Source organism: Streptomyces zaehneri (assembly GCF_032248645.1).
GTDB classification, from domain to species: domain Bacteria; phylum Actinomycetota; class Actinomycetes; order Streptomycetales; family Streptomycetaceae; genus Streptomyces; species Streptomyces coriariae.
Window position 1 is genome coordinate 174440 of the sequence record NZ_JASTTJ010000006.1, and the last position, 22843, is coordinate 197282.

General features: G+C 71.1%; 16 protein-coding genes. 4 read left to right on the forward strand and 12 right to left on the reverse strand.

Translation table 11 applies throughout. From position 1 onward, the window contains the following. Positions 1-228: 228 nt before the first annotated feature. Entirely contained in the window at positions 229-1569 is a 1341-nt protein-coding gene (locus tag QQM72_RS12640) for an MFS transporter (RefSeq protein WP_314220937.1), read from the reverse strand. A gap of 403 nt (positions 1570-1972) precedes the next feature. Beyond that, a complete protein-coding gene (locus QQM72_RS12645) occupies positions 1973-2644 on the reverse strand; it encodes a TetR/AcrR family transcriptional regulator (protein ID WP_314220938.1) in 672 nt (223 codons plus the stop codon). A gap of 150 nt (positions 2645-2794) precedes the next feature. Here QQM72_RS12645 and QQM72_RS12650 point away from each other — a divergent pair, with 150 nt between their 5' ends. Both QQM72_RS12650 and QQM72_RS12655 read left to right on the forward strand, forming a co-directional pair. After that, positions 2795-3691 carry a shikimate dehydrogenase gene (locus QQM72_RS12650; RefSeq protein ID WP_314220939.1) on the forward strand — a complete coding sequence of 299 codons (897 nt, stop codon included), beginning with the start codon at positions 2795-2797 and terminating at the stop codon, positions 3689-3691. 341 nt (positions 3692-4032) lie between these two features. Beyond that, a complete protein-coding gene (locus tag QQM72_RS12655; protein ID WP_314220940.1) occupies positions 4033-5859 on the forward strand; it encodes a bifunctional sugar phosphate isomerase/epimerase/4-hydroxyphenylpyruvate dioxygenase family protein in 1827 nt (608 codons plus the stop codon). 1 nt (position 5860) lies between these two features. On the opposite strand, the gene QQM72_RS12660 is transcribed toward QQM72_RS12655, so the two are convergent. Genes QQM72_RS12660 through tkt form a run of 8 tightly spaced genes read right to left on the reverse strand, consistent with a single transcriptional unit; the run spans position 5861 to position 16194 of the window. Continuing rightward, positions 5861-7303: a membrane-associated oxidoreductase gene (locus QQM72_RS12660; RefSeq protein ID WP_314220941.1), complete on the reverse strand. Its 1443-nt coding sequence runs from the start codon at positions 7301-7303 to the stop codon at positions 5861-5863. A 42-nt stretch (positions 7304-7345) separates the two neighbouring features. Further along, positions 7346-7939, reverse strand: coding sequence for a histidine phosphatase family protein (locus QQM72_RS12665; protein WP_314220942.1), 594 nt, complete (start codon positions 7937-7939; stop codon positions 7346-7348). Positions 7940-7947: 8 nt separating this feature from the next. Then, positions 7948-8829 (reverse strand): phosphogluconate dehydrogenase (NAD(+)-dependent, decarboxylating), encoded by an 882-nt coding sequence (gnd, locus tag QQM72_RS12670; RefSeq protein ID WP_054241690.1) that lies wholly within the window; start codon positions 8827-8829, stop codon positions 7948-7950. An 18-nt stretch (positions 8830-8847) separates the two neighbouring features. Next, the gene (gene pgi, locus QQM72_RS12675; RefSeq protein WP_314220943.1) at positions 8848-10488 is read right to left on the reverse strand and encodes a glucose-6-phosphate isomerase; all 1641 of its coding nucleotides are present in this window, start codon (positions 10486-10488) and stop codon (positions 8848-8850) included. Beyond that, positions 10481-11416: a glucose-6-phosphate dehydrogenase assembly protein OpcA gene (gene opcA, locus QQM72_RS12680; RefSeq protein ID WP_314220944.1), complete on the reverse strand. Its 936-nt coding sequence runs from the start codon at positions 11414-11416 to the stop codon at positions 10481-10483. The genes pgi and opcA overlap by 8 nt, the downstream gene beginning before the upstream one ends. Continuing rightward, positions 11413-12957 (reverse strand): glucose-6-phosphate dehydrogenase, encoded by a 1545-nt coding sequence (gene zwf / locus QQM72_RS12685; RefSeq protein ID WP_314220945.1) that lies wholly within the window; start codon positions 12955-12957, stop codon positions 11413-11415. The genes opcA and zwf overlap by 4 nt, the downstream gene beginning before the upstream one ends. Further along, positions 12954-14099, reverse strand: coding sequence for a transaldolase (tal, locus tag QQM72_RS12690; protein ID WP_314220946.1), 1146 nt, complete (start codon positions 14097-14099; stop codon positions 12954-12956). Before tal ends, zwf begins: the two co-directional genes overlap by 4 nt. Positions 14100-14118: 19 nt before the next feature. Continuing rightward, complete coding sequence (gene tkt / locus QQM72_RS12695) at positions 14119-16194, reverse strand: transketolase (protein ID WP_314220947.1); 2076 nt, start codon at positions 16192-16194, stop codon at positions 14119-14121. A gap of 168 nt (positions 16195-16362) precedes the next feature. On the opposite strand from tkt, the gene QQM72_RS12700 reads away from it, so the two are divergent. Then, positions 16363-17265, forward strand: coding sequence for a helix-turn-helix domain-containing protein (locus QQM72_RS12700; protein WP_314220948.1), 903 nt, complete (start codon positions 16363-16365; stop codon positions 17263-17265). A 75-nt stretch (positions 17266-17340) separates the two neighbouring features. Here QQM72_RS12700 and QQM72_RS12705 read toward each other — a convergent pair whose 3' ends face one another. Together QQM72_RS12705 and QQM72_RS12710 are read right to left on the reverse strand one after the other, a co-directional pair. Continuing rightward, on the reverse strand, positions 17341-18732 hold the full coding sequence (locus QQM72_RS12705; RefSeq protein ID WP_314220949.1) for a glycoside hydrolase family 16 protein: 1392 nt from the start codon (positions 18730-18732) through the stop codon (positions 17341-17343). A 170-nt stretch (positions 18733-18902) separates the two neighbouring features. Further along, a complete protein-coding gene (locus QQM72_RS12710; protein ID WP_314221089.1) occupies positions 18903-20159 on the reverse strand; it encodes a L,D-transpeptidase in 1257 nt (418 codons plus the stop codon). 738 nt (positions 20160-20897) lie between these two features. On the opposite strand from QQM72_RS12710, the gene QQM72_RS12715 reads away from it, so the two are divergent. Then, positions 20898-22784, forward strand: a complete 1887-nt coding sequence (locus tag QQM72_RS12715; RefSeq protein WP_314220950.1) for a condensation domain-containing protein — start codon at positions 20898-20900, stop codon at positions 22782-22784. Positions 22785-22843: the final 59 nt, after the last annotated feature.

The window sequence follows — 22843 nt, forward strand, 5'->3', positions numbered from 1 at the left end:
GGCCTCTCCACTCGTCACCCCTGCCCCCCTCCACTCGTCACCCCTGCCGGCCTCTCCACCCGCCCCCACCCGTCACCTCGCCCCCTCGGCCCGCACGGCCGAGCCCCCGGCGCCGAGAAGGCGGCCGGGGGCTCGGGAGGCGCGGAACCGGGAGTCACGGAAATCCCGTTTCAGAGAGTCACGCCGTCAGGAATCTCCGGGAGTCGCGAAGGCGCGGTGGACCCGGGATCAGGCGGTAACCGTTTCCGGCTGGGACGCCTTGCGCGCCCCCCGCTCACCCAGCTGCTCCGTCGGGATCTCCGCGGTCTCCCGGGCCGACAGGGCCGCGATCACCGGCGGGACGCACAGCGCCGCCGTGAAGAGGGCCACCGAGGACCAGCCGTCGCCGTCCGGGCCCGCGATCTGCGCGGCGAAGGTGACCGCGAAACCGGCCACCGCGAAGCCGATCTGGGTGCCGATCGCCATGCCGGACAGGCGGACGCGGGTGGAGAACATCTCACCGTAGAAGGAGGGCCACACGCCGTTCGCGGCGCTGTAGACCACGCCGAAGGTGGCGATGCCCAGCAGCAGGATCAACGGGTAGGAGCCGGTGGAGATCGCCCACAGGTAGGCGAACATCATCACCGCGCTGCCGGCCGCGCCGATCAGGTACACCGGACGGCGGCCGATGCGGTCGGAGAGCATGGCCCACGCCGGGATGGCCGCCAGCGCGACCACGTTGGCCAGCGCGCCCACCCACAGCATGGAGGTGCGGCTCATCCCGACCGAGTCGCTGGTCGCGTAGGCCAGCGCCCACACCGTGAAGATGGTGCTGACCGAGGCGACGAGCGCGCCCGCGACCACCCGCAGGACGTCCGCCCAGTGGTCGCGCATCAGTACCGCCAGCGGCAGCTTGACGACCTCACCGGTGGCTTGCTGGGCGGCGAAGGCCGGGGTCTCCTCCAGCTTGCGGCGGATGACGTAGCCGACGACGGCGACCGCGATGCTCAGCCAGAACGGGACCCGCCAGCCCCAGGACAGCAGCTGCTTCTCGGGGAGGGCCGCGATCGGGATGAAGACGAGCGTGGCGAGGAGCTGACCGCCCTGGGTGCCGCTGAGGGTGAAGCTGGTGAAGAAGCCCCGCCGCTCCGACGGCGCGTGTTCCAGCGTCATGGAGTTGGCGCTGGCCTGCTCCCCGGCCGCGGAGATGCCCTGGAGGACGCGGCACAGCACCAGCAGGACGGGCGCGAGCGTGCCGACCTGCGCGCGGGTGGGCAGGCAGCCGATGAGGAACGTCGAGACGCCCATCAGGATGAGCGTGAAGACCATGATCTTCTTGCGGCCCACGCGGTCGCCGAAGTGGCCGAGGAAGAGCGCGCCGACGGGCCGGGCCGCGTAGGCGACGCCGAAGGTGGCCAGCGACAGCAGGGTCGCGGTGGCCGGGTCGGACTCGTCGAAGAAGACCTTCGGGAAGATCAGTGCTGCCGCGCTGCCGTAGATGAAGAAGTCGTAGTACTCCAGAGCGCTGCCGATCCAGGCCGCCGTGGCGGCTTTCTTCGGCTGGCCGGGAGGTGCGGCGGGGACGGACACGGCGTGCTCCTTCGAGGGAACTCCAACGTACGTGGAGTGAGGCAAGGGGAGTAGGGCCGGTCCCCTGGGGTGCGGGGCGGCTGCGCCGGGTGCGTGCCCGGCTAATTAACCCACTGGGTAGTTAGTAGCGGATGGCTACGGATGTTGCGCTGATGTTTCTCCGCTGTCAATAGGCGGCGCCGAAGGATCTTTGGCGGAAGCCCCGCGTAGTTCCACCAGGACCGGTCCACCCGGTCGCACCGCTCGGCACGCCGGTCGGCGCGCCGCTCGGCACACTGGGGCGGCGCTCCTGGTGGGTGCTGGTGCGTCGGGGCGACGCGCCGGAGGGTCCTCAACCGCAACGGCCGGTCCGCCGCAACGGTCGGCCCGGTGTGCCGGTCGGCCCGCCGGGTCGCTCCCCAGGTCAGTCCGCCGCGCGCTCCGCCGTCAGGTAGGCGATCACCATGTCGCCGAGCATGGCCCGGTAGTGCTCCCGCTGGGCCGGGTCCACCAGGTCGCGGCCGAACAGGGCGCCGAACGTGTGCCGGTTGGCCACCCGGAAGAAGCAGAAGGAGCTGATCATCGCGTGCAGGTCCACGGCGTCCACGTCGGCCGTGAACAGGCCGGACTCCCGCCCGGAGGCCAGGATGCGGCCGATCACGTCGAGCGCGGGGGAGCCGATACGCCCGAGCTTCTCGGAGGCGGCGATGTGCTCGGCCTCGTGGATGTTCTCGATGCTCACCAGGCGGATGAAGTCGGGGTGCTGCTCGTGGTGGTCGAAGGTCAGCTCCGCCAGCCGGCGGATGGCGGCGACCGGGTCGAGATGCTCGACGTCGAGTTGCTGCTCGGCCTCGCGGATCACGCCGTACGCCCGCTCCAGGACGGCGGTGAAGAGCTGCTCCTTGCCGCCGAAGTAGTAGTAGATCATCCGCTTGGTGGTGCTGGTGCGGGCCGCGATGTCGTCGACCCGGGCCCCTGCGTAGCCGACCCGGGCGAATTCCAGCGTCGCCACGTCGAGGATCTCGGCCCGGGTCCGGGCGGCGTCGCGCAGGCGCCCGTTGCCGTGGGGTCGTGCCGGTTCGTCGACGCTGGTCATCCAGGTTCCTTCGGGCGGCGTGGGTGCAGTGACGAGATTCTAGAAGCCCGCCCCCGTCCCGTGACGTGAGAGGGCTTCCCCCGGAGTCCGCCTTGGTGTTATGACTAACTCACCAGTTCGTACATTAGCCAGCCGATCAGGAGGTCCGCCGTGGCCGTCGTCTTCAAGGACTCGTATCTCGTCGGACTGATCGGCTCCGGCATCGGTCCGTCCCTCAGCCCGGCGCTGCACGAGCGGGAGGCCGACCGGCAGGGTCTGCGCTATCTCTACCGGCTCATCGACATCGACGTGCTGGGGCTGGGGCCCGAGGCGGTGGGCGACCTGGTGCGCGCCGCCCGTGACCTCGGCTTCGACGGGCTCAACATCACGCACCCGTGCAAGCAGCTGGTCATCCCGCACCTCGACGCGCTCGTCCCGCAGGCCGAGGCGCTCGGCGCGGTCAACACCGTGGTCTTCGAGGACGGCCGGGCCATCGGCCACAACACCGACGTAACCGGTTTCGCCGCCTCTTTCGCGCGTGGTCTGCCCGACGCGCCGCTGGAGCGGGTGGTGCAGCTGGGCGCCGGAGGGGCGGGCGCCGCCGTCGCGCACGCCACCCTCACGCTGGGCGCCGGCCAGGTCACCGTCGTGGACGCCTTGGCCGACCGGGCCGCGGATCTCGCCGGTGCCCTCAACCGGCACTTCGGACCCGGCCGGGCCGCGGCCGCGGGCCCCGACCGGCTGGCCGATCTGCTCGCACGGGCCGACGGTGTCGTGCACGCCACTCCCACCGGCATGGCCGCCCACCCCGGCCTGCCCTTCCCGGCCGGGCTGCTGCGCCCCGACCTGTGGGTCGCCGAGGTGGTCTACCGTCCGCTGGAGACCGAGCTGCTGCGCACCGCGCGCGCGGTCGGCTGCGCCACTCTGGACGGGGGCGGCATGGCCGTCTTCCAGGCCGTGGACGCTTTCCGGCTGTTCACCGGCCGCGAGCCGGACAGCGCCGGCATGCTGGACGACTTCGCGGAGATGGCCCGTGGCGCGGAGCACTCGGCGGGCCATGCCGTATGACGGCCGCAGGCCATTGCGTGCGAAGGCCCGCGGGGCACGCCCCGTGACGGCCGTGGGCCATTGCGTGCGAAGGCCGCGGGGCACGCCCAGTGACAGCCGCGGGCCAGTGCGTGCGAAGGCCGCGGGGCACGCCCAGTGACAGCCGCGGGCCAGTGCGTGCGAAGGCCCCGGACCGCACCCCATGACCGCCGCGGGCCGTTCGCGGCAGACCGCGCCCACGCGGCGGAGCCGCAGGAGTGTCCCGCCCCGTGCCCCGACGGGACGCCCACGTGGCGGAGCCGCAGGAGTGTCCCGCCCCGCGCCCCGACGGGTCGCGACCCAGCCCTCGAAGGAGCATGACCGTGCGTACGTCGATAGCCACCGTCTCCCTCAGCGGATCCCTCACCGAGAAGCTCACGGCCGCCGCCCGGGCCGGTTTCGACGGCGTCGAGATCTTCGAGAACGACCTGCTCGCGAGTCCCCTCACTCCGGAGGAGATCCGCGCCCGCTGCGCCGACCTGGGCCTGAGCATCGATCTCTACCAGCCGATGCGGGACATCGAGGCGGTGCCGGCCGAGGAGTTCGCCCGTAACCTGCGCCGCGCCCGGCACAAGTTCGAGCTGATGGACAGGCTCGGCGCGGACACCGTCCTGGTCTGCTCCAGCGTCTCCCCGCTCGCGGCCGACGACGACGCGCTCGCCGCCGGGCAGCTGAGCGAACTGGCCGACCTGGCGCAGGACTTCGGCATCCGCGTGGCCTATGAGGCGCTCGCCTGGGGACGGCACGTCAGCACCTACGACCACGCCTGGCGCATCGTCGAGGCGGCCGGCCACCCCGCGCTCGGCACCTGCCTGGACAGCTTCCACATCCTGTCCCGGAGCTCCGGTCCGAAGGACCTCGACGGCATCGAGGACATCCCCGGCGAGAAGATCTTCTTCCTCCAGCTGGCCGACGCCCCGCTGCTCGGCATGGACGTCCTGCAGTGGAGCCGCCACCACCGCTGCTTCCCCGGGCAGGGCGGCTTCGACGTCGCGGGCCTGGTGGAGCACGTCCTGCGCACCGGTTACGACGGGCCGCTCTCGCTCGAGGTCTTCAACGACGTCTTCCGGCAGGCCGAGGCGGGGCCGACCGCAGTGGACGCCCGCCGCTCCCTGCTGATCCTCCAGGAGGAGGCCGGCGTCCGGGCCCTGCCCGCGCCCGCCGCCCCCACCGGGGTCGCCTTCGCCGAACTGGTCACCCACGACGCCGAACCCGTCGGCGCGCTCCTCACCGGCCTCGGCTTCGCCCGCACCGCCCGCCACCGCGGCAAACCCGTCGAGCTGTGGGAGCAGGGCGAGGCCCGGGTCCTGGTCAACACCGGTCCGGCCGTCCTCCCCCGCTTTCGGCTTCGCTCGCGCGGGGGGACCCCCAACGACGGCACCACCCTGACCGCGCTCGGCCTGGAGTCACCGGACCCCGCGGCGGCCGCCCGCCGCGCCGAGGCGCTGCTCGCCCCCGTCCTGCCCCGCCGTCGCGCCCCCGAGGACGCCCCGCTCGACGCCGTCGCCGCGCCCGACGGCACGGAACTCTTCCTCTGCGCGACGAACCGGCCCGAACTGCCCAACTGGCGCGCCGACTTCGTGGACGTACCGCACGCCCCGGCCGCCTCGGACGCCGTCCGCATCGACCACGTGGCGCTCACCCAGCCCTGGCACCACTTCGACGAGGCGGTCCTCTTCCACCGCGGTGTCCTCGGCCTCGACGCCCAGGAGAGCGTCGACGTCGCCGACCCCTACGGGCTGTTGCGCAGCCGCGCCGTCACCAACGCCGACGGCAGCGTCCGCTTCCCGCTCACCGTCGGCGCGGCCCCCGGTGACGACAACGCGCACGCCCGGCACATCGCGCTGGCCACCGACGACGTGGTCGGCGCGGCCCGCCGGTTCACCGAGGCCGGCGGGCGCCTGCTGTCCATCCCGGCGAACTACTACGACGACCTCGCGGCCCGCTTCGAGTTCGCCGACGGCGAGCTGGACACCTACCGCGACCTCGGCATCCTCTACGACCGTGACGCGCACGGCGTCTTCCGGCACTGCTACACGCACACCGTCGGCCGGGTCTTCTTCGAACTGGTCCAGCGCGACGGCGGATACCAGGGGTACGGCGCCGCCAACGCGCCGGTGCGGCTGGCCGCCCAGCACGCCGCACGCTGATCTACTGCCGGCTGACCGTCCTGGTCACGCCGGCGACGACCGTCGTGGCCAGGATCCAGCCGGTCACGATGAGGACGTAGGACAGCGACTGGTACCAGCCGGCCGGCGCGAACGCGCTCTCCTGGCCGAAGGAGATCACGGGCAGCAGCAGGTCGAGGGTGTAGAAGACCGGGTTGAATTCGGGTGCCTCACCCGCCTTGAGCGGGGGCGGGTGGTGCCCGGCGTACGTGATCGAGCCGACCGCCAGCAGGGACAGCAGCCAGGCGGCGGCCCGCAGCGGGCGGAACCCGTAGCCGACGGCCGCGTCCTGGAGGTGGCCCCACGCCCGGCCGTACCAGGGCAGGGTGCCGCGATGCCGGCGCTGCTTGGCCAGCTGCACCACCCGGGCCGCACGGTCGTCGCCGATGCGGCGGTAGGCGCCCGTCAACTGCTCGTAGGCATGCGGGTCGAAGGCGCCGTCGTCGCGCTCCAGCATCGGCAGCCGCCGCTCGGCGGGCTCGTGCGGGGTGAGGAAGGTGTAGGTGAGATCCAGCAGCCGGACCTGGTCGGGCAGCATCTCCGGCTCCAGCTGGAGCTGGCCCACCTCGGCGCGCCGCAGATTGAGCCGGCCCTCGATCGGAGGACCCTCGCGCAGCCACAGCTCCCCTATGACGCAGCTGCTGGCCCGCAGCGCGGTGCCGCCCGGGTTGGACAACGTGGTACGCAGCAGGTCCAGCCGGCCGGGGATGCGGGAGCCGCGCAGATCGATCCGGCCGTGTGCGCGCAGCCGCCGGCCCAGCAGGTTGGCCCCCACGTCGAGGGACTCCGCGTTCAGCACATGCGCGCCGGGGTTGTCCAGTTCGGCGTCCTCCAGGTCGATCGAGCCGGTGACGGAGGCGCCGTCGAGCCGGATCAGCCCCCGGGTGCGCAGTCCGCGGGCGCAGAGGTCGTCGTCGATGAGAACCTGGTTGAGCTGGAGGACGGGCTCCGTGGGGTCCGTCGCGGTGACCTCCGCCCCGTCGAGGTACAACGCACCCGAGATCTGCGCCCTGCTGAGGTGTACCTGGCCGCCGACCCGGCAGCGGGTCAGCCGCAGGCCCCCGTCGATCCGGGTGTGCGACGCGTCCAGACCGGGCAGCTCGCAGTCGCGCAGGCTGACGTAGTTGAGCTGGGCGCCCACCAGCCGCGGGGCCTCGTCGAAGCGGCAGTGGACCAGGCGGATCATGCTGTCGACGGCCGCGTACCGCAGGTCGAGAAGACCGGTGACGCGCGCCCCGGCCACCTTGAGGGCGGCTATCTCCCCCGGTTCGCGGGGGCCGTTGAGGAGCAGCGCCCGCAACACGGCCGCCCGTACGCTGCGTTCGGGACCGTTCTCCTCGCCCTGCGTCCGGAAATCCACGGTCCGACCCGTGGCGAAGGCCCGCCAGAGTCGCTGTTCGGCCGGTGTCAGATCGTTGATCTCCATCAGCCGCGACTCTGGCGGGCCTTGCCGAGCGGTGTCAACCGGCTATGGCCGGAGGTTCCATTCGGCGATCACGGGCCGTCCGTGCTCCGTCGACAGACGGCTGACCGTGCCCGTCGCCAGCTGGAACAACCGTCCCTCGGCGGGCGGGAGTCCCAGCCGACGCGCGGTCAGGACGCGCAGGAAGTGTCCGTGCGCGACCAGCACGGCGTCACCGCCGCGGTTCTGGAGTGCCGCGTCCACCCGTGACAGCACCCGGTCGGCGCGCCGGCCGATCTCCTCGGGCGACTCGCCGGGATGGCCGTCAGGGCCGGGCGGCACGCCGTCCGTCCACAGGTCCCAGGTGGGACGGGTGCGGTGTATCTCGACGGTGGTGATGCCCTCGTAGGCGCCGTAGTCCCACTCGTGCAGGTCGGGTTCGGGTACGGCCCCGGCGACGCCCGCGAGTTCGGCGGTGCGGACCGCGCGGTGCAGCGGGCTGGTCAGAGCGAGGCAGGAGGTCCGGCCGGAGAGGAGCGGAGCGAGCGACTTGGCCTGTTCCTCACCGTGTTCGGTGAGGGGCAGGTCGGTGAAGCCGGTGTGCTGTCCCGACACGCTCCACTCGGTCTCCCCGTGGCGGACCAGCAGCAGATCCCCCACGGCCGGGCCTACTTCTCCGCCGACTCGACGGCGTGGCCGCCGAACTGGTTGCGCAGCGCCGCGATCATCTTCATCTGCGGCGAGTCCTCCTGACGGGAGGCGAACCGCGCGAACAGCGACGCCGTGATGGCGGGCAGCGGCACGGCGTTGTCGATGGCGGCCTCGACCGTCCAGCGGCCCTCGCCGGAGTCCTCCGCGTAGCCGCGCAGCCTGTCGAGGTGCACGTCCTCGTCGAGGGCGTTGACGGCCAGGTCCAGCAGCCAGGACCGGATGACCGTGCCCTCCTGCCAGGACCGGAAGACCTCGCGCACGTTCTCCACGGAGTCCACCTTCTCGAGGAGCTCCCAGCCCTCGGCGTACGCCTGCATCATGGCGTACTCGATGCCGTTGTGGACCATCTTCGAGAAGTGCCCGGCGCCCACCTTGCCCGCGTGGACGTAGCCGTACGGGCCCTCCGGCTTGAGCGCGTCGAAGATCGGCTGCACCTTGGCGACGTGCGCGACGTCGCCGCCGACCATCAGGGCGTAGCCGTTCTGCAGGCCCCAGACGCCGCCGGACACACCGGCGTCGACGAAGCCGATGCCCTTGGCGCCGAGCTCCTTGGCGTGCTTCTCGTCGTCCGTCCAGCGGGAGTTGCCGCCGTCGACGACCGTGTCGCCGCTCTGGAGCAGGCCGCCGAGCTCGTCGATGACGGACTGGGTGGCCTCGCCGGCCGGGACCATCACCCAGACGGTGCGCGGCGCTTCGAGCTTGTCGACGAGTTCGGCGAGACCGCTGACGTCGGAGACCTCGGGGTTGCGGTCGTAGCCGATGACGGTGTGGCCGGCGCGGCGGATGCGCTCGCGCATGTTGCCGCCCATCTTGCCGAGACCGATCAGGCCCAGCTGCATCGATGTCATGTCAGTTCACTACTTCCTGAGTTCGCGGTAGGCGGCGACGAGAGCGGCGGTGGAGGGATCGAGGCCGGGCACCTCGGCGCCCTCGGTGAGGGCGGGTTCGACGCGCTTGGCGAGCACCTTGCCGAGCTCCACGCCCCACTGGTCGAAGGAGTCGATGTCCCACACGGCGCCCTGCACGAACACCTTGTGCTCGTAGAGGGCGATGAGCTGACCGAGCACCGACGGGGTCAGCTCGGGGCTGAGGATCGTGGTGGTGGGGTGGTTGCCCTGGAAGGTGCGGTGCGCCACCTGCTCCTCGGGCACGCCCTCCGACCGGACCTCCTCGGCGGTCTTGCCGAAGGCGAGGGCCTGCCCCTGCGCGAACAGGTTGGCCATCAACAGATCGTGCTGCGCCTTGAGTTCGCCGCTCAGCTCGTCGAGGGGACGGGCGAAGCCGATCAGGTCGGCCGGGATCAGCTTCGTGCCCTGGTGGATCAACTGGTAGTAGGCGTGCTGCCCGTTGGTGCCCGGAGTGCCCCACACCACCGGGCCGGTCTGCCACCGCACGGGCCGGCCCTCGCGGTCCACCGACTTGCCGTTGGACTCCATGTCGAGCTGCTGGAGGTAGGCGGTGAACTTCGAGAGGTAGTGGCTGTAGGGGAGCACGGCGTGCGACTGCGCGTCGAAGAAGTTGCCGTACCAGATGCCCAACAGGCCGAGGATCAGTGGGGCGTTGGCCTCGGCGGGCGCGGTGCGGAAGTGGTCGTCGACGATCCTGAACCCGTCGAGCAGCTCCCGGAACCGCGCCGGGCCGATGGCGATCATCAGCGACAGGCCGATCGCCGAGTCGAAGGAGTAGCGTCCGCCGACCCAGTCCCAGAACTCGAACATGTTGGCCGTGTCGATGCCGAAGTCGGCGACCTTCTCGGCGTTCGTGGACAGCGCGACGAAGTGCTTCGCGACCGCCTTCTCCTCGCCGCCCAGCCCGGTCAGCAGCCAGGTGCGGGCCGAGGTGGCGTTGGTGATCGTCTCGATCGTGGTGAAGGTCTTGGAGGCGACGACGAACAGCGTCTCGGCGGGATCCAGGTCGTGGACCGCCTCGTGGAGATCGGCGCCGTCGACGTTGGAGACGAACCGGAAGGTCAGCGAGCGGTCCGTGTAGGCCCGCAGTGCCTCGTAGGCCATCGCGGGACCCAGGTCGGAGCCGCCGATGCCGATGTTGACGACATTGCGGATCCGGCGGCCCGTGTGGCCGGTCCACTCGCCGGAGCGCACGCGGTCGGCGAAGCCGCTCATCCTGCCGAGCACGGCGTGGACCTGGGGGACGACGTCCTCGCCGTCGACCTCGACGACGGTGCCCGTGGGGGCCCGCAGCGCGGTGTGCAGGACCGCGCGGTCCTCGGTGATGTTGATCCTGTCGCCGCGGAACATGGCGTCGCGCAGCCCGAACACGTCGGTGGCGGCGGCGAGTTCGCGCAGCAGGGCGAGCGTCTCGTCGGTGACCAGGTTCTTGGAGAAGTCGATGCGCAGGTCGCCGACGCGCACCACGTACCGCTCCGCGCGCTCGGGGTCCGCCGCGAACAGCTCCCGCAGGTCGGTCTGCCACCGGGCACGGTGGTCCTTCAGCGCGGTCCACTCGGGCCGCTGGTCGAGCCGGGGGGTGTCAGACATGGGAGGGGGTCTCCTTGGTGCCCTCGCCGCGCAGGGCGACGGCGTACATCTCGTCCGCGTCGAGGCGCCTGAGCTCCTCGGCGATGAGTTCGGAGGTGGCGCGGACCTTCAGCGCCAGGGTGCGGGAGGGCTGGCCGGGCAGCGTGAGCGTGGCGAGCGGGCCCTCGGGGCGGTCGATGACGATCTCGCCCCTTTCGGTGCCGAGCCGGACGGCCGTGACGACCGGGCCCGCGGTGACGACCCGGTCGACCACGACGTTCAGCCGGGCCTCCAGCCAGCGCGCGAGCAGCTCGGCGCTGGGGTTGTCGGCCTCGCTCTCGACGGCCGCCGAGATGATCGGCGCCTGGGCCTGGTCCAGGGCCGCCGCGAGCATCGAGCGCCACGGGGTGAGCCGGGTCCAGGCGAGGTCGGTGTCGCCGGGCGCGTACGACTTCACGCGCGTCTCCAGGGCCGTCAGCGGCCGCTCGACGGCGTACATGTCGGTGATCCTGCGCTGCGCGAGGGCGCCCAGCGGGTCCTTGGCGGGGTTCACCGGCGCGTCCACCGGCCACCACACGACCACCGGCGCGTCCGGCAGCAGCAGCGGCAGGACGACGGAGTCGGCGTGGTCGGACACCTCGCCGTACGTCCGCAGGATGACCGTCTCGCCGGTGCCCGCGTCGGCGCCCACCCGCACCTCGGCGTCGAGACGGGCGGTGGTGCGGTCGCGCGGGCTGCGGGCGTGCCGCTTGATGACGACCAGGGTGCGCGAGGGGTGCTCGTGCGAGGCCTCCTCGGCCGCCTTGATCGAGTCGTAGGCGTTCTCCTCGTCCGTGACGATGACCATCGTCAGAACCATGCCCACGGCCGGTGTGCCGATGGCGCGGCGACCCCGCACCAACGCCTTGTTGATCTTGCTTGCCGTGGTGTCGGTCAGGTCGATCTTCATGGCCTGCGCCAGCTCCGTCCGTCTCGTGCGAGCATCTCGTCGGCTTCCTCGGGTCCCCAGCTTCCCGAGGTGTACTGCGCGGGCTTGCCGTGCCGTGCCCAGTACTCCTCGATCGGGTCGAGGATCTTCCAGGACTCTTCCACTTCCTGGTGGCGCGGGAACAGGTTGGCGTCGCCGAGCAGCACGTCCAGGATGAGCCGCTCGTACGCCTCCGGGCTGGACTCGGTGAAGGACTCGCCGTACGCGAAGTCCATCGTGACGTCCCGGATCTCCATCGAGGTGCCCGGCACCTTGGAGCCGAAGCGGACCGTGATGCCCTCGTCCGGCTGGACTCGGATCACGATGGCGTTCTGGCCGAGCTCCTCGGTCGCGGTGGAGTCGAAGGGGGAGTGCGGAGCGCGCTGGAAGACCACCGCGATCTCGGTGACCCGGCGGCCGAGGCGCTTGCCGGTCCGCAGGTAGAACGGCACACCCGCCCAGCGGCGGTTGTCGACGTTCAGTTTCACGGCGGCGTACGTGTCCGTCGTGGAGGACGGGTCGATGCCGTCCTCCTCCAGGTAGCCGAGCACCTTCGCGCCGCCCTGCCAGGCGCCCGCGTACTGGCCCCGCACGGTGTGCCTGCCCAGCTCCTCGGGCAGCTTCACCGCCCTGAGCACCTTGAGCTTCTCGGTGAGCAGCGCGTTCGCGTCGAAGGCGGCGGGCTCCTCCATGGCCGTCAGGGCCATCAGCTGGAGCAGGTGGTTCTGGATGACGTCACGGGCGGCGCCGATGCCGTCGTAGTAGCCGGCCCGGCCGCCGATGCCGATGTCCTCGGCCATCGTGATCTGCACGTGGTCGACGTACGACCGGTTCCAGATCGGCTCGAACATGGTGTTGGCGAAGCGCAGCGCCAGGATGTTCTGGACGGTCTCCTTGCCGAGGTAGTGGTCGATGCGGAAGACCTGGTCCGGCTCGAACACGTCGTGCACGACCGCGTTCAGTTCCTGCGCGCTGGCGAGGTCGTGCCCGAAGGGCTTCTCGATGACGGCCCGACGCCAGGACCCCTGCGGCCCCTTCGCCAGCCCGTGCTTCTTGAGCTGCGCGACCACCTTGGGGAAGAACTTCGGCGGTACGGAGAGATAGAAGGCGAAGTTGCCGCCCGTGCCGCGGGAGGAGTCCAGCTCCTCGACGGCGTCCCGCAGCTGCTTGAACGCCGTGTCGTCGTCGAAGTCGCCGGGGACGAACCGCATGCCCTCGGCGAGCTGCTGCCAGACCTCCTCGCGGAACGGCGTCCGGGAGTGCTCGCGCACCGCGTCGTGGACGACCTGCGCGAAGTCCTGGTCCTCCCAGTCGCGGCGGGCGAAGCCGACGAGCGAGAAGCCCGGCGGGAGCAGACCGCGGTTGGCGAGGTCGTAGACCGCCGGCATCAGCTTCTTGCGGGACAGGTCGCCGGTCACGCCGAAGATGACGAGGCCGGAGGGGCCCGCGACGAGAGGCAGGCGCCGGTCGCGGGCGTCCCGCAGGGGGTTCTCCCAGGCCGCGTCGAGACTGCTGGTGCTCATTCCGCGTCAACTCCCTTGCTCATCAGCGACTTCGTGACCGCGTCCAGAAGGTCCTGCCACGCCACCGCGAACTTGGCGACACCCTCCTCCTCCAACCGGGTGACGACCTCGTCGTAGGAGATGCCGAGGGCCTCCACGGCGGCGAGGTCGGCACGCGCCTGGGCGTAGCCGCCGGTGACCGTGTCCCCGGTGATGTCGCCGTGGTCGGCGGTGGCGTTCAGCGTGGCCTCGGGCATGGTGTTGACCGTGCCCGGTGCCACCAGATCGTCCACATACAGCGTGTCCTTGTATGCAGGATCCTTCACACCGGTGGATGCCCACAGCGGACGCTGCCTGTTCGCCCCGGCGCCGGTGAGCGCGGCCCAGCGGTCGCCCGCGAAGACCTCCTCGTACGCCGCGTAGGCCAGCCGCGCGTTGGCGAGGGCCGCCCTTCCCCTCAGCGCGAGGGCCGCGTCGGTGCCGAGCACGGTCAGCCGCTTGTCGATCTCGGCGTCGACGCGGGAGACGAAGAAGGAGGCCACCGAGTGGATCGTGGACAGGTCCAGGCCCCTGGCGGCGGCCTTCTCCAGGCCCGCCAGATAGGCGTCGATGACCTCGCGGTAGCGCTCCAGCGAGAAGATCAGCGTGACGTTGACGCTGATGCCGAGGCCGATGACCTCGGTGATCGCCGGGAGACCGGCCCGGGTCGCCGGGATCTTGATCATGACGTTGGGGCGGTCGACGAGCCAGGCGAGCTGCTTGGCCTCGGCGACGGTGGCGGCGGTGTGATGGGCCAGACGGGGGTCGACCTCGATGGAGACCCGGCCGTCACGGCCACCCGTCGCCGTGTATACAGAATGCAGGATATCGGCTGCGGACCGCACGTCGGCCGTCGTCATCATCCGTACGGCCTCGTCGACCGTGACGCCCCGCACCGCGAGGTCGGCGAGCTGCTCCTCGTACCCCTCGCCGGAGCCGATCGCGGCCTGGAAGATGGACGGGTTGGTGGTGACGCCGACGACGTTCTTCGTCTCGACGAGTTCGGCGAGGTTGCCGGAGGCGATCCGCTTGCGCGACAGGTCGTCCAGCCAGATGGAGACGCCCTCGTCCGACAGGCGGTCCAGCGCTCCCGCGGTCGCGGTTGCTTCGGTCACTTCGATCATCTTCTTTCCGGCAGTCGGATCAACCACGCGCTGCGGCAAGGGATTCCCTGGCCGCGGCGGCGACGTTCTCGGCGGTGAAGCCGTAGGCGGCGAACAGGGTCTGTGCGTCGGCGGAGGCGCCGAAGTGCTCGAGGGAGACGATGCGTCCGGCGTCCCCCACGAAGCGGTGCCAGGTGAGACCGATGCCCGCCTCGACGGCGACGCGGGCCTTCACCGACGGCGGCAGGACGCCGTCGCGGTACTCACGCGGCTGCTCCTCGAACCACTCCACGGACGGCATCGACACCACCCGGACGCCGATGCCCTCGGCCTCCAGCGTCTCGCGCGCGGCGACGGCCAGCTGCACCTCGGAGCCGGTGGCGACGAGGACGACCTCGGGGGTCGCGGTCGAGGACTCCACCAGGACGTAACCGCCCTTCGCCGCGTCCGGGTTCGGCGCGTACGTCGGCACGCCCTGACGGGTCAGCGCCAGACCGTGCGGGGCCGGCCTGGTGGCGTGCCGCTTCAGGATCTCGGCCCAGGCGATCGCCGTCTCGTTGGCGTCGGCCGGGCGGACGACGTTCAGGCCCGGGATGGCACGCAGCGAGGCCAGGTGCTCCACCGGCTGGTGGGTCGGGCCGTCCTCGCCGAGGCCGACGGAGTCGTGCGTCCACACGTAGGTCACCGGCAGCTGCATCAGCGCCGACATCCGGACGGCGTTGCGCATGTAGTCCGAGAACACCAGGAAGGTGCCGCCGTAGACGCGGGTGTTGCCGTGCAGCGCGATGCCGTTCATCTCCGCGGCCATCGAGAACTCACGGATGCCGAAGTGGACGGTGCGGCCGTACGGGCTCGCCTCCGGCAGCGGGTTGCCCTCGGGGAGGAACGACGACCTCTTGTCGATGGTGGTGTTGTTGGAACCGGCCAGGTCGGCGGAGCCGCCCCACAGTTCGGGCAGGACCGCCCCGAGCGACTGGAGCACCTTGCCGGAGGCGGCGCGGGTGGCGACCTGCTTGCCGGGCTCGAACACCGGCAGCGCGTCCTGCCAGCCCTCGGGCAGCTGACCGGCGAGGACCCGGTCGAACAGCTGGGCGCGCCCGGGGTCGGCGCCGCGCCACTTCTCCAGCTGCTTGTCCCAGGCCGCGTGGGCCTCGGCGCCCCGGTCGAGCGCGGCCCGGGTGTGCGCGAGGACCTCGTCGGAGACCTCGAAGCTGCGTTCCGGGTCGAATCCGAGGAGGCGCTTGGTGGCGGCGATCTCCTGCGCGCCGAGGGCCGAGCCGTGGGAGGCCTCGGTGTTCCGGGCGTTCGGCGCGGGCCAGGCGATGATCGTGCGCAGCGAGATGATCGAGGGGCGCCCGGTCTCGGCCTGGGCCGTCCTCAGGGCCGCGTACAGGGCGGGCACGTCGACGTCGCCGTCCTCGGTCGGCTCCACGGCTTGCGTGTGCCAGCCGTAGGCCTCGTACCGCTTCAGCACGTCCTCGGAGAAGGCGGTGGCGGTGTCGCCCTCGATGGAGATGTGGTTGTCGTCGTAGACGAAGACGAGGTTGCCGAGCTTCTGGTGGCCGGCGAGCGAGGAGGCCTCGGCGGAGACGCCCTCCTCCAGGTCGCCGTCCGAGACGATGCCCCAGACGGTGTGGTCGAACGGCGACTCGCCCTGCGGGGCGTCGGGGTCGAACAGGCCGCGCTCGTAACGGGCCGCCATGGCCATGCCGACGGCGTTGGCGACGCCCTGGCCGAGCGGCCCGGTGGTGGTCTCGACACCGGCGGTGTGACCGTACTCGGGATGGCCGGGCGTCTTCGAGCCGTGCGTACGGAAGCTCTTGAGGTCCGCCAGCTCCAGCTCGTAGCCGGAGAGGAAGAGCTGGGTGTAGAGGGTCAGCGAGGTGTGGCCGGGGGACAGGACGAAGCGGTCACGGCCCGTCCACTCGGGGTCCGCCGGGTCGTGTCGCATCACCTTCTGAAAGATCGTGTACGCGACGGGAGCCAGGCTCATGGCCGTTCCGGGGTGTCCGTTGCCCACCTGCTGCACGGCATCCGCTGCCAGAAGGCGTGCGGTGTCGACGGCACGCCGGTCAAGTTCGGTCCACTCGAAGTTGTTCGGTATCTGCGTGCTCATCTTCAAGAAATCCTCGATAGGAGCGAGTCATCTGCTCGGTTGCGTTCAAAACTAAAAGTCTGACTTTTACGAAGGAAGGTCTCCCTGTGTCAGCCTGTGGTGAAAGTGGGACACCCGTCGGCGACACATGAGCGCAACGGGTCGGCAACTGGGCGGCACGAGATGGACATGGTGGACACACGTACCCAAGGCGGCGCCGGTGAGGGCATCAGAACCTTTCCCTTTCCCGTCGAACTCAGCGTCGGTGGCGTCGGCATGCAGGTGGGCCCCATGGGCACCGGTCGCACCTGGCACACCGACGCGCCGCTGGACCGTGTGCACCGCATCGACTTCCATGTGGTGATGCTCTTCGACGACGGTCCGGTCCGCCACATGATCGACTTCGCCGAGCACGAGGCGACGGCCGGCGACGTGCTGTGGATCCGCCCGGGCCAGGTCCACCGCTTCTCGAGGTCGAGCGGGTACCGCGGAACGGTGCTGACCATGCAGCCCGGTTTCCTGCCGCGTGCCACCGTCGAGGCCGCCGGCCTGTACCGCTACGATCTGCCGCCGCTGCTGCACCCGGACGAGGGCCAGCTCGCGGGCCTGCGCGCGGCGCTGACGTACCTGCGCGGGGAGTACGACGACGGCGGCGCCGACGGCACGCTGCCGCTGAGCCTGCACACGGCGGTGCTGCGGCACTCCCTCACCGCGTTCCTGCTGCGGCTGGCGCACCTCGCGGCGAGCAGCGCGGAGGCGGCGCGGAGCCAAGCCGACACCACGTTCACCCTGTTCCGGGACGCCGTGGAGCGGGACTTCGCCACCAATCACAGCGTCAGCGCCTACGCCGACGCGCTCGGATACTCCCGCCGTACCCTCGTGCGAGCGGTCCGCGCCGCCACCGGCGAGACGCCGAAGGGTTTCATCGACAAGCGGGTCGTCCTGGAGGCGAAGCGGCTCCTGGCCCACACGGACCTGCCGATCGGCCGGGTCGGTGCGGCGGTGGGCTTCCCCGACCCGGCGAACTTCTCCAAGTTCTTCCAACTGCACACGGGAAACACCCCGGTGGCCTTTCGCGCGGAACTGCGCTGAGGCGACCGGGGTGTGTGCCTGCCGGGGGTTCCGGACCTGGGACGGGCCGACCGCGCGGCGCCGCGCGGCCTTCGCTCAGTGGCCGAAGGTCAACCAGTTGACGTTCACGAAGTCCGCCGGCTGGCCGCTGGTGAAGGTCAGATAGACGTCGTGGGTGCCGGTGACGGCGCTGATGTTCGCCGGGATCGTCCGCCACGACTGCCAGCCGCCGGTGTTGGCCACCGCGAAGCTGCCGACGGGTGCGGCGGTACGGCTGTCGAGACGCACCTCGACCAGTCCGCTGACCCCGCCGGCCGCACCGCTGGCGACCCGGGCGCTGAACTGGGTCGCCGCCGAGGAACCGAAGGTGACGCCCTTGTAGAGCGCGTAGTCGCCGTTCGCGAGGGAGCCGATGTCCTGGCCGCCCCCGGTGTCCGTGGTCGTCTCGGTGACCGTGCCGGAGTGGCTGTCGTACGACTCGGCCTGGATCGTGCCGTAGGCGTCGCGGCTGCCGGACGGCGGGGGTGTGGTACCGCTCCCACCACCCGCGGCCTGGAGCACCTGCACGTAGTCCACCACCATCGGGTGACCCGGCTGGGTGTCGGCGTCCAGACCGCCGCCGAAGGCGTCCGGGAAGCCGCCGCCCATCGCGACGTTCAGGATCACGAAGTAGCCGTGGTTCGTGGCGTTGGTCCACGTCGTGGCGTCGACCTGGTTCGCCGTGACGGTGTGGTAGTTGACGCCGTCGACGTAGAACCGGATCGCCTCGGGGCTCACCGAGCGGTCCCACTCCATGCTGTAGGTGTGGAAGCCGGACTGGCAGGTGGTGTTCGGACACGCGACGGAGTTGCCGATGCCGGTGGTCTCGTTGCACGGGCCGCCCGGGTTGGTGCCGCAGTGCATCGTGGACCAGACCTTGTTCAGGCCCTGGACGTTCTCCATGATGTCCAGCTCGCCGACGCCCGGCCAGTTCTGGTAGTTGCCGCGGTAGGGCGCGCCGAGCGCCCAGAAGGCGGGCCAGTAGCCCTCGGCGGCGGTGCCGGTCACGTTCGGCATCTGGATGCGGGCCTCCACCCGCAGCTTGCCGCCGGACGGGGGCTGGAAGTCGGTGCGGTTGGTCTCGATGCGGCCCGAGGTCCAGCGGCCCGCGGAGTCGCGCAGCGGGGTGATGCGCAGGTTGCCGTTGCCGTCGAGCGAGACGTTGTTGGTGCTGTTGGTCATCGTCTCGACCTCGCCGGTGCCCCAGTTGGCAGGCCCGCCCGGATACGAGGTCCCGGTGCTGTACTGCCAGTTGGAGGTGTTCACCCCGGTGCCCGCGGCGCCGGTGAAGTCGTCGAGGAAGACCTGCGTCCAGCCGGACGGGGGCGTGGGCGCGGAGGCGTTCGCGGGCAGGGTGACGGCCGCCGCGGCGGCGGCCGCCAGGCCGAGGGTGCTGAGCACGGCGACGAGTGCGCGTCGCCGTCCGGGTATGCCGGAGGTTGCACTCATGGGGGGTGCCTCTCGGGTACGGAAGTGATGGGCGCGGGTGACTTCGAGAGTGGTTGAGAGCGCTCTCAAAGTGGGCCCAATGTGCTCTCCGCGCTGGAGGCCGTCAAGACTTAAAGCAAGGAAAGTCCTTTCGTGGCAAGGAAGTTCACGGGTTGAACCACGCAAACGTGCTAAAGCGCGCTGCCCGCGGTCCAGTCCGCCCAGGAGAGGTTCCAGCCGTTGAGCCCGTTGGCCGCGTCGACGGTCTTCTCGCCCGAGTTCTTGACGATCACCACGTCGCCGAGCATCGAACTCGCGTAGAACTCGTAGCCCGCGACGGAGCTGTCGTTCGCGCCCTTGGCGTCGTGCAGGCCGACGCAGCCGTGGCTGGTGTTCCGGCTGCCGAATATCGAGGCCGAGGCCCAGTAGTTGCCGTGGACGAAGGTGCCGGAGGTGGTCAGGCGCTGGGCGTGCGGGACGTCGGAGATGTCGTACTCGTCGCCGAGGCCGACCGTGGAGGACTCCATCCGGGTCTGCTTGAAGCGCTCGCTGATCACCATGATCCCGGACCAGGTGGTGTGGTCGGAGTCGCCGCCTGAGACGGGGTAGGTGGCCAGGGTCGCGCCGTCCCGCACGACCGTCATCTTCTTGCTGGACAGGTCCACGGTGCTGATCTGCGCGCGGCCGATGTGGAACGTGACGTCCTTCGACTGCATACCGTATACGCCATTCGATCCCTCGACGTCCTTCAACCGCAGACCGAGGGTGATCGTCGTCCCGGCCGCCCAGTACGTCTTCGGCCGGAAGTCCAGCCGGGTGGCGCTGAACCAGTGCCCGACGATCTCCACGGCCGGCTCGGCTGTCACCGTGATCGCCTTCTCCACGGCCGCCTTGTCGGACACGGCGTGCGAGAAGTTGACCGAGACCGGCATGCCCACGCCGGAGGTGGAGTTCGCCTCGGGGGTGAAGTAGCCGACGAAGGTCTCGCCCGGGGACTTGGTGGTGAAGGTGGCGGTCTGCGCGGCGGCGCCCTCCGCCTGCGCGGTGACCGTGTACTTCGTTCCCGAGTACGGGTGGGCCGTGGACGTCCACGTCGTCCCCGCCTCGTCGAGCGAGCCCTCGAGCGTCGAGCCGTCGTTGCCCGCCACCGTCACGGAGGCGAGGGTGCCGTCGGTCACGGTGACCTCGACGGGGCGGGTGAAGGCCGCCTTCTTGGTGCCGTCGGCGGGGGTCACCGAGATCACCGGCTGCTTGACGGCCGGCGAGGCCTTCGTGGACGCGGAGCCCGACGTCCCGGACCCGGTCGTGTTCTCCGAGGCGTCCGCCGATCCGGAGCTGCATCCGGTCAGCGCGACGGCCGGGACGGCCCCGAGCACGGTCAGGATCCCGCGCCGGGACCAGCCCTCCGGCTGCTGTTCGGACCGGTTCGATATGTGCGAGACGCCCACGGCACGCCTTCCTGAGTTGTCCATCTTTGCGCGTGCATCCTGCGCCTCGTAGATGGGGCGACCCTTTGGAAGAGTGCTGCGCGGCCTGAGATTTCCGTGAGGATGTGCTCGCGCCGGCCTGCCGCGATCGCGTCCCGCTCACGGCCCGCCGCGCGCGGGTGGGGGAGTGCCGCGGACGGGCCGGGCCGTGTGCGCGGCCGGGCGGCCGCACACGCCGAGGTGTCCGTGCCCTGCGGTAGAAAGCGCTTGTGGGCCCCTCGTGAGTGTGTCAGGCTACATGGCGCTCGATCTTGTACGGCCGTGACAACTCACCGAGATGTGGAGCCCATGGTCCAAGGAAGTGTCCCGTCCGGACGTGCGGGTCCCGGGCGACGGTGGACGATCGTGCGCCCTCCCGCGAGCGCGCCGGGACAGCCTCATTCGCCTGTTCGGGGATGAGGCCGCGCAAGAGCGGGAGAGGCCTCCCCCGGGGAGCCGCGCCGGAGGTGTGCCGAGCGCCGCGGACCCTCGCGGGGAACCGGCGGCGCCCGCCCGAGCGGTCCGGCGGCTCGACCGGTGGGCCTGGGACACATCCGCCGCGGGACGGCCGGGCGCAGGCCGCCCCCGCCCGCCGCGGGGCCGCCGTCGGCAGTCGCCCCGTGTGGCCCCCGCGGCGGGCGAACGCCTTACGGTGCCTCGAACCCACGTACCTCGCTCACGCCGTCCTCGCGGGCCGCGCGACGAGGCAGGGAGACCACGATGACTGACACCCCCGTCCGGCACGGCCCCCTCCAGTACGGCATAGCCCAGCAGGAGTGGCTGTACTACCGGAAGCACGGAAGGGCACGTCACCCCCGTCAGTGCCTGTGGCTGGATCTGCCCGCCGGTCTGCCCCTGGAGGACGCCGGCGCGGCAGTCGACCTCATGGTGGAGCGGCACGAGGTACTGCGGACGATCTTCCCCGCCGACGCCAAGGGAGATCCGACACAGCTGGTCCGGCCTCCGGCTCCCGTCCCCCTGCGCCGGTTCGACCTCTCCGGCGACCACCCCCGGACCGCGGGACTGGACGCCTTCTGCGATGCCCCGTTCGACGTGTTCACCGTGATGCCCCTGCGGGCCGCTGTGATCCTGCGGGACGGGGGGCGCCGGCAACTCCTGCTGGTCATCGCCCACATCGCGATCGACTACCGGGGACAGGAGGTCCTTCGCGAAGAGCTCACCGAGGTCCTGCTGGCGGCGGCGTCGGGCCGACCCGTGGCGCTTTCGCCCGTCGAATGCCAGCCGCTCGACCATGCCCTGGCGGAAGCGGCCGACGACGACGGCAGGTGTCTCGAACACTGGCGGAGCGTCATCTCCGCCGCCCCGGCGGGTGTCTTCCCCACCGCCGTCATACCGGAGCGGGTCCGCTACACGAGGGCGCGACTGCTGTCGCCGGCGCTCGGGGAGGCCCTCCACGTCATTCACCGCAAGCACCGTCTGCCGCTTGCGCCGGTATTCCTCACGGCTCTGGCCGTCTGCCTCGCCGCCGTCTGCGGGCAGCCGGTCGTCCCTGTGTCGTACACCTGGCCGGCACGCGAGCCCGAGCGTACGAGGAGACTCGTCGCGTCGGTGATGCGGGACATCATCCTGAACATCGACCTCTCGGACGACCCCTCCTTCGAAGAGGCCGTGCACAGGACCCACGAGGCGATGCGGCTGTGCGCGCGGCACAGTCAATACGATGTCTACGCCCTCCTGCAGGCCGACTCCCTGATCAACCGTCAGCGCGGCACATGGCGCCGATCCGCCCTCTTCGTGAACCTCGGGCCCGACCCGGACGCGGCGTGGTCCCGTCCGGCGCCCGAACCGGCCGCCGCCGACCTGCGGGGGCTGCTCCGCGGCGGTTCGGTGACGGTGGAGACGGGACCCGAGGAACACTACGACGACTTCAACCTGTACATGTCCCTGTCCGTGGGCGAGCGGGGCCGCCCCGAGATCTTCCTGGCGGCGAACGAGGCGATCCTCGCCGAGTCCGAGGTCGTCGGCATCGCCCGGGGTGTCGAGGCGATCCTCGTGGAACTCGCGTCGGCCGGCGACCTCTCGGCGGCCGACGCACGGCGAGCGAGCGGTCTGACGCCACGGTCCGTCGGCGAGGGCTGGATCTCCCGCGGGGGATCGTGGTTCCACCGCGGGCTCACCGAGGACATTCTGCGCAGCCATGAGGGGGTGGCCACCGCGAGTGCCCGCGTGGAGCCGGACGGGACGACGGTCGCCTACGTCGACACCCGTCCCGGGGGCCCGACGCCGGCCGAACTCCGCGAGTTCCTCCTGGCGCACCTGGACTTCCGGCGTGCCCTGCTGGTGCCCGAGCGCGTCGTCGTCTCGGAGCGCGCCGGGGCCCGGGAGCGGATCGCCCGGGAGGCCGAGGAGAACGCGGTGGAACGAGCCGTCAGGGCGTCGGTGGAGGCGGCCAACGACCTTGACGGCGTGGACATGTCCCTCAGCTACGTGGAGGCCGGCGGCCTGCTGAGGCGCGTCCCCGTGGTTCTCGCCCGATTGCGGCAGCAGGGCGTGGAGGGCTTCGTCGCCGGTGACTTCCTGCGGCCGTGCAGCTTGCGCGCGCTCGCGCTGCTCCGACCGCCGAGCCAGATGCTCGCCCGGGAATGAGCGAACGGCTCCGGTTCCCGAGCCGCAACCCCCTGTCCCCCTCCGACGAGCCATGGGAG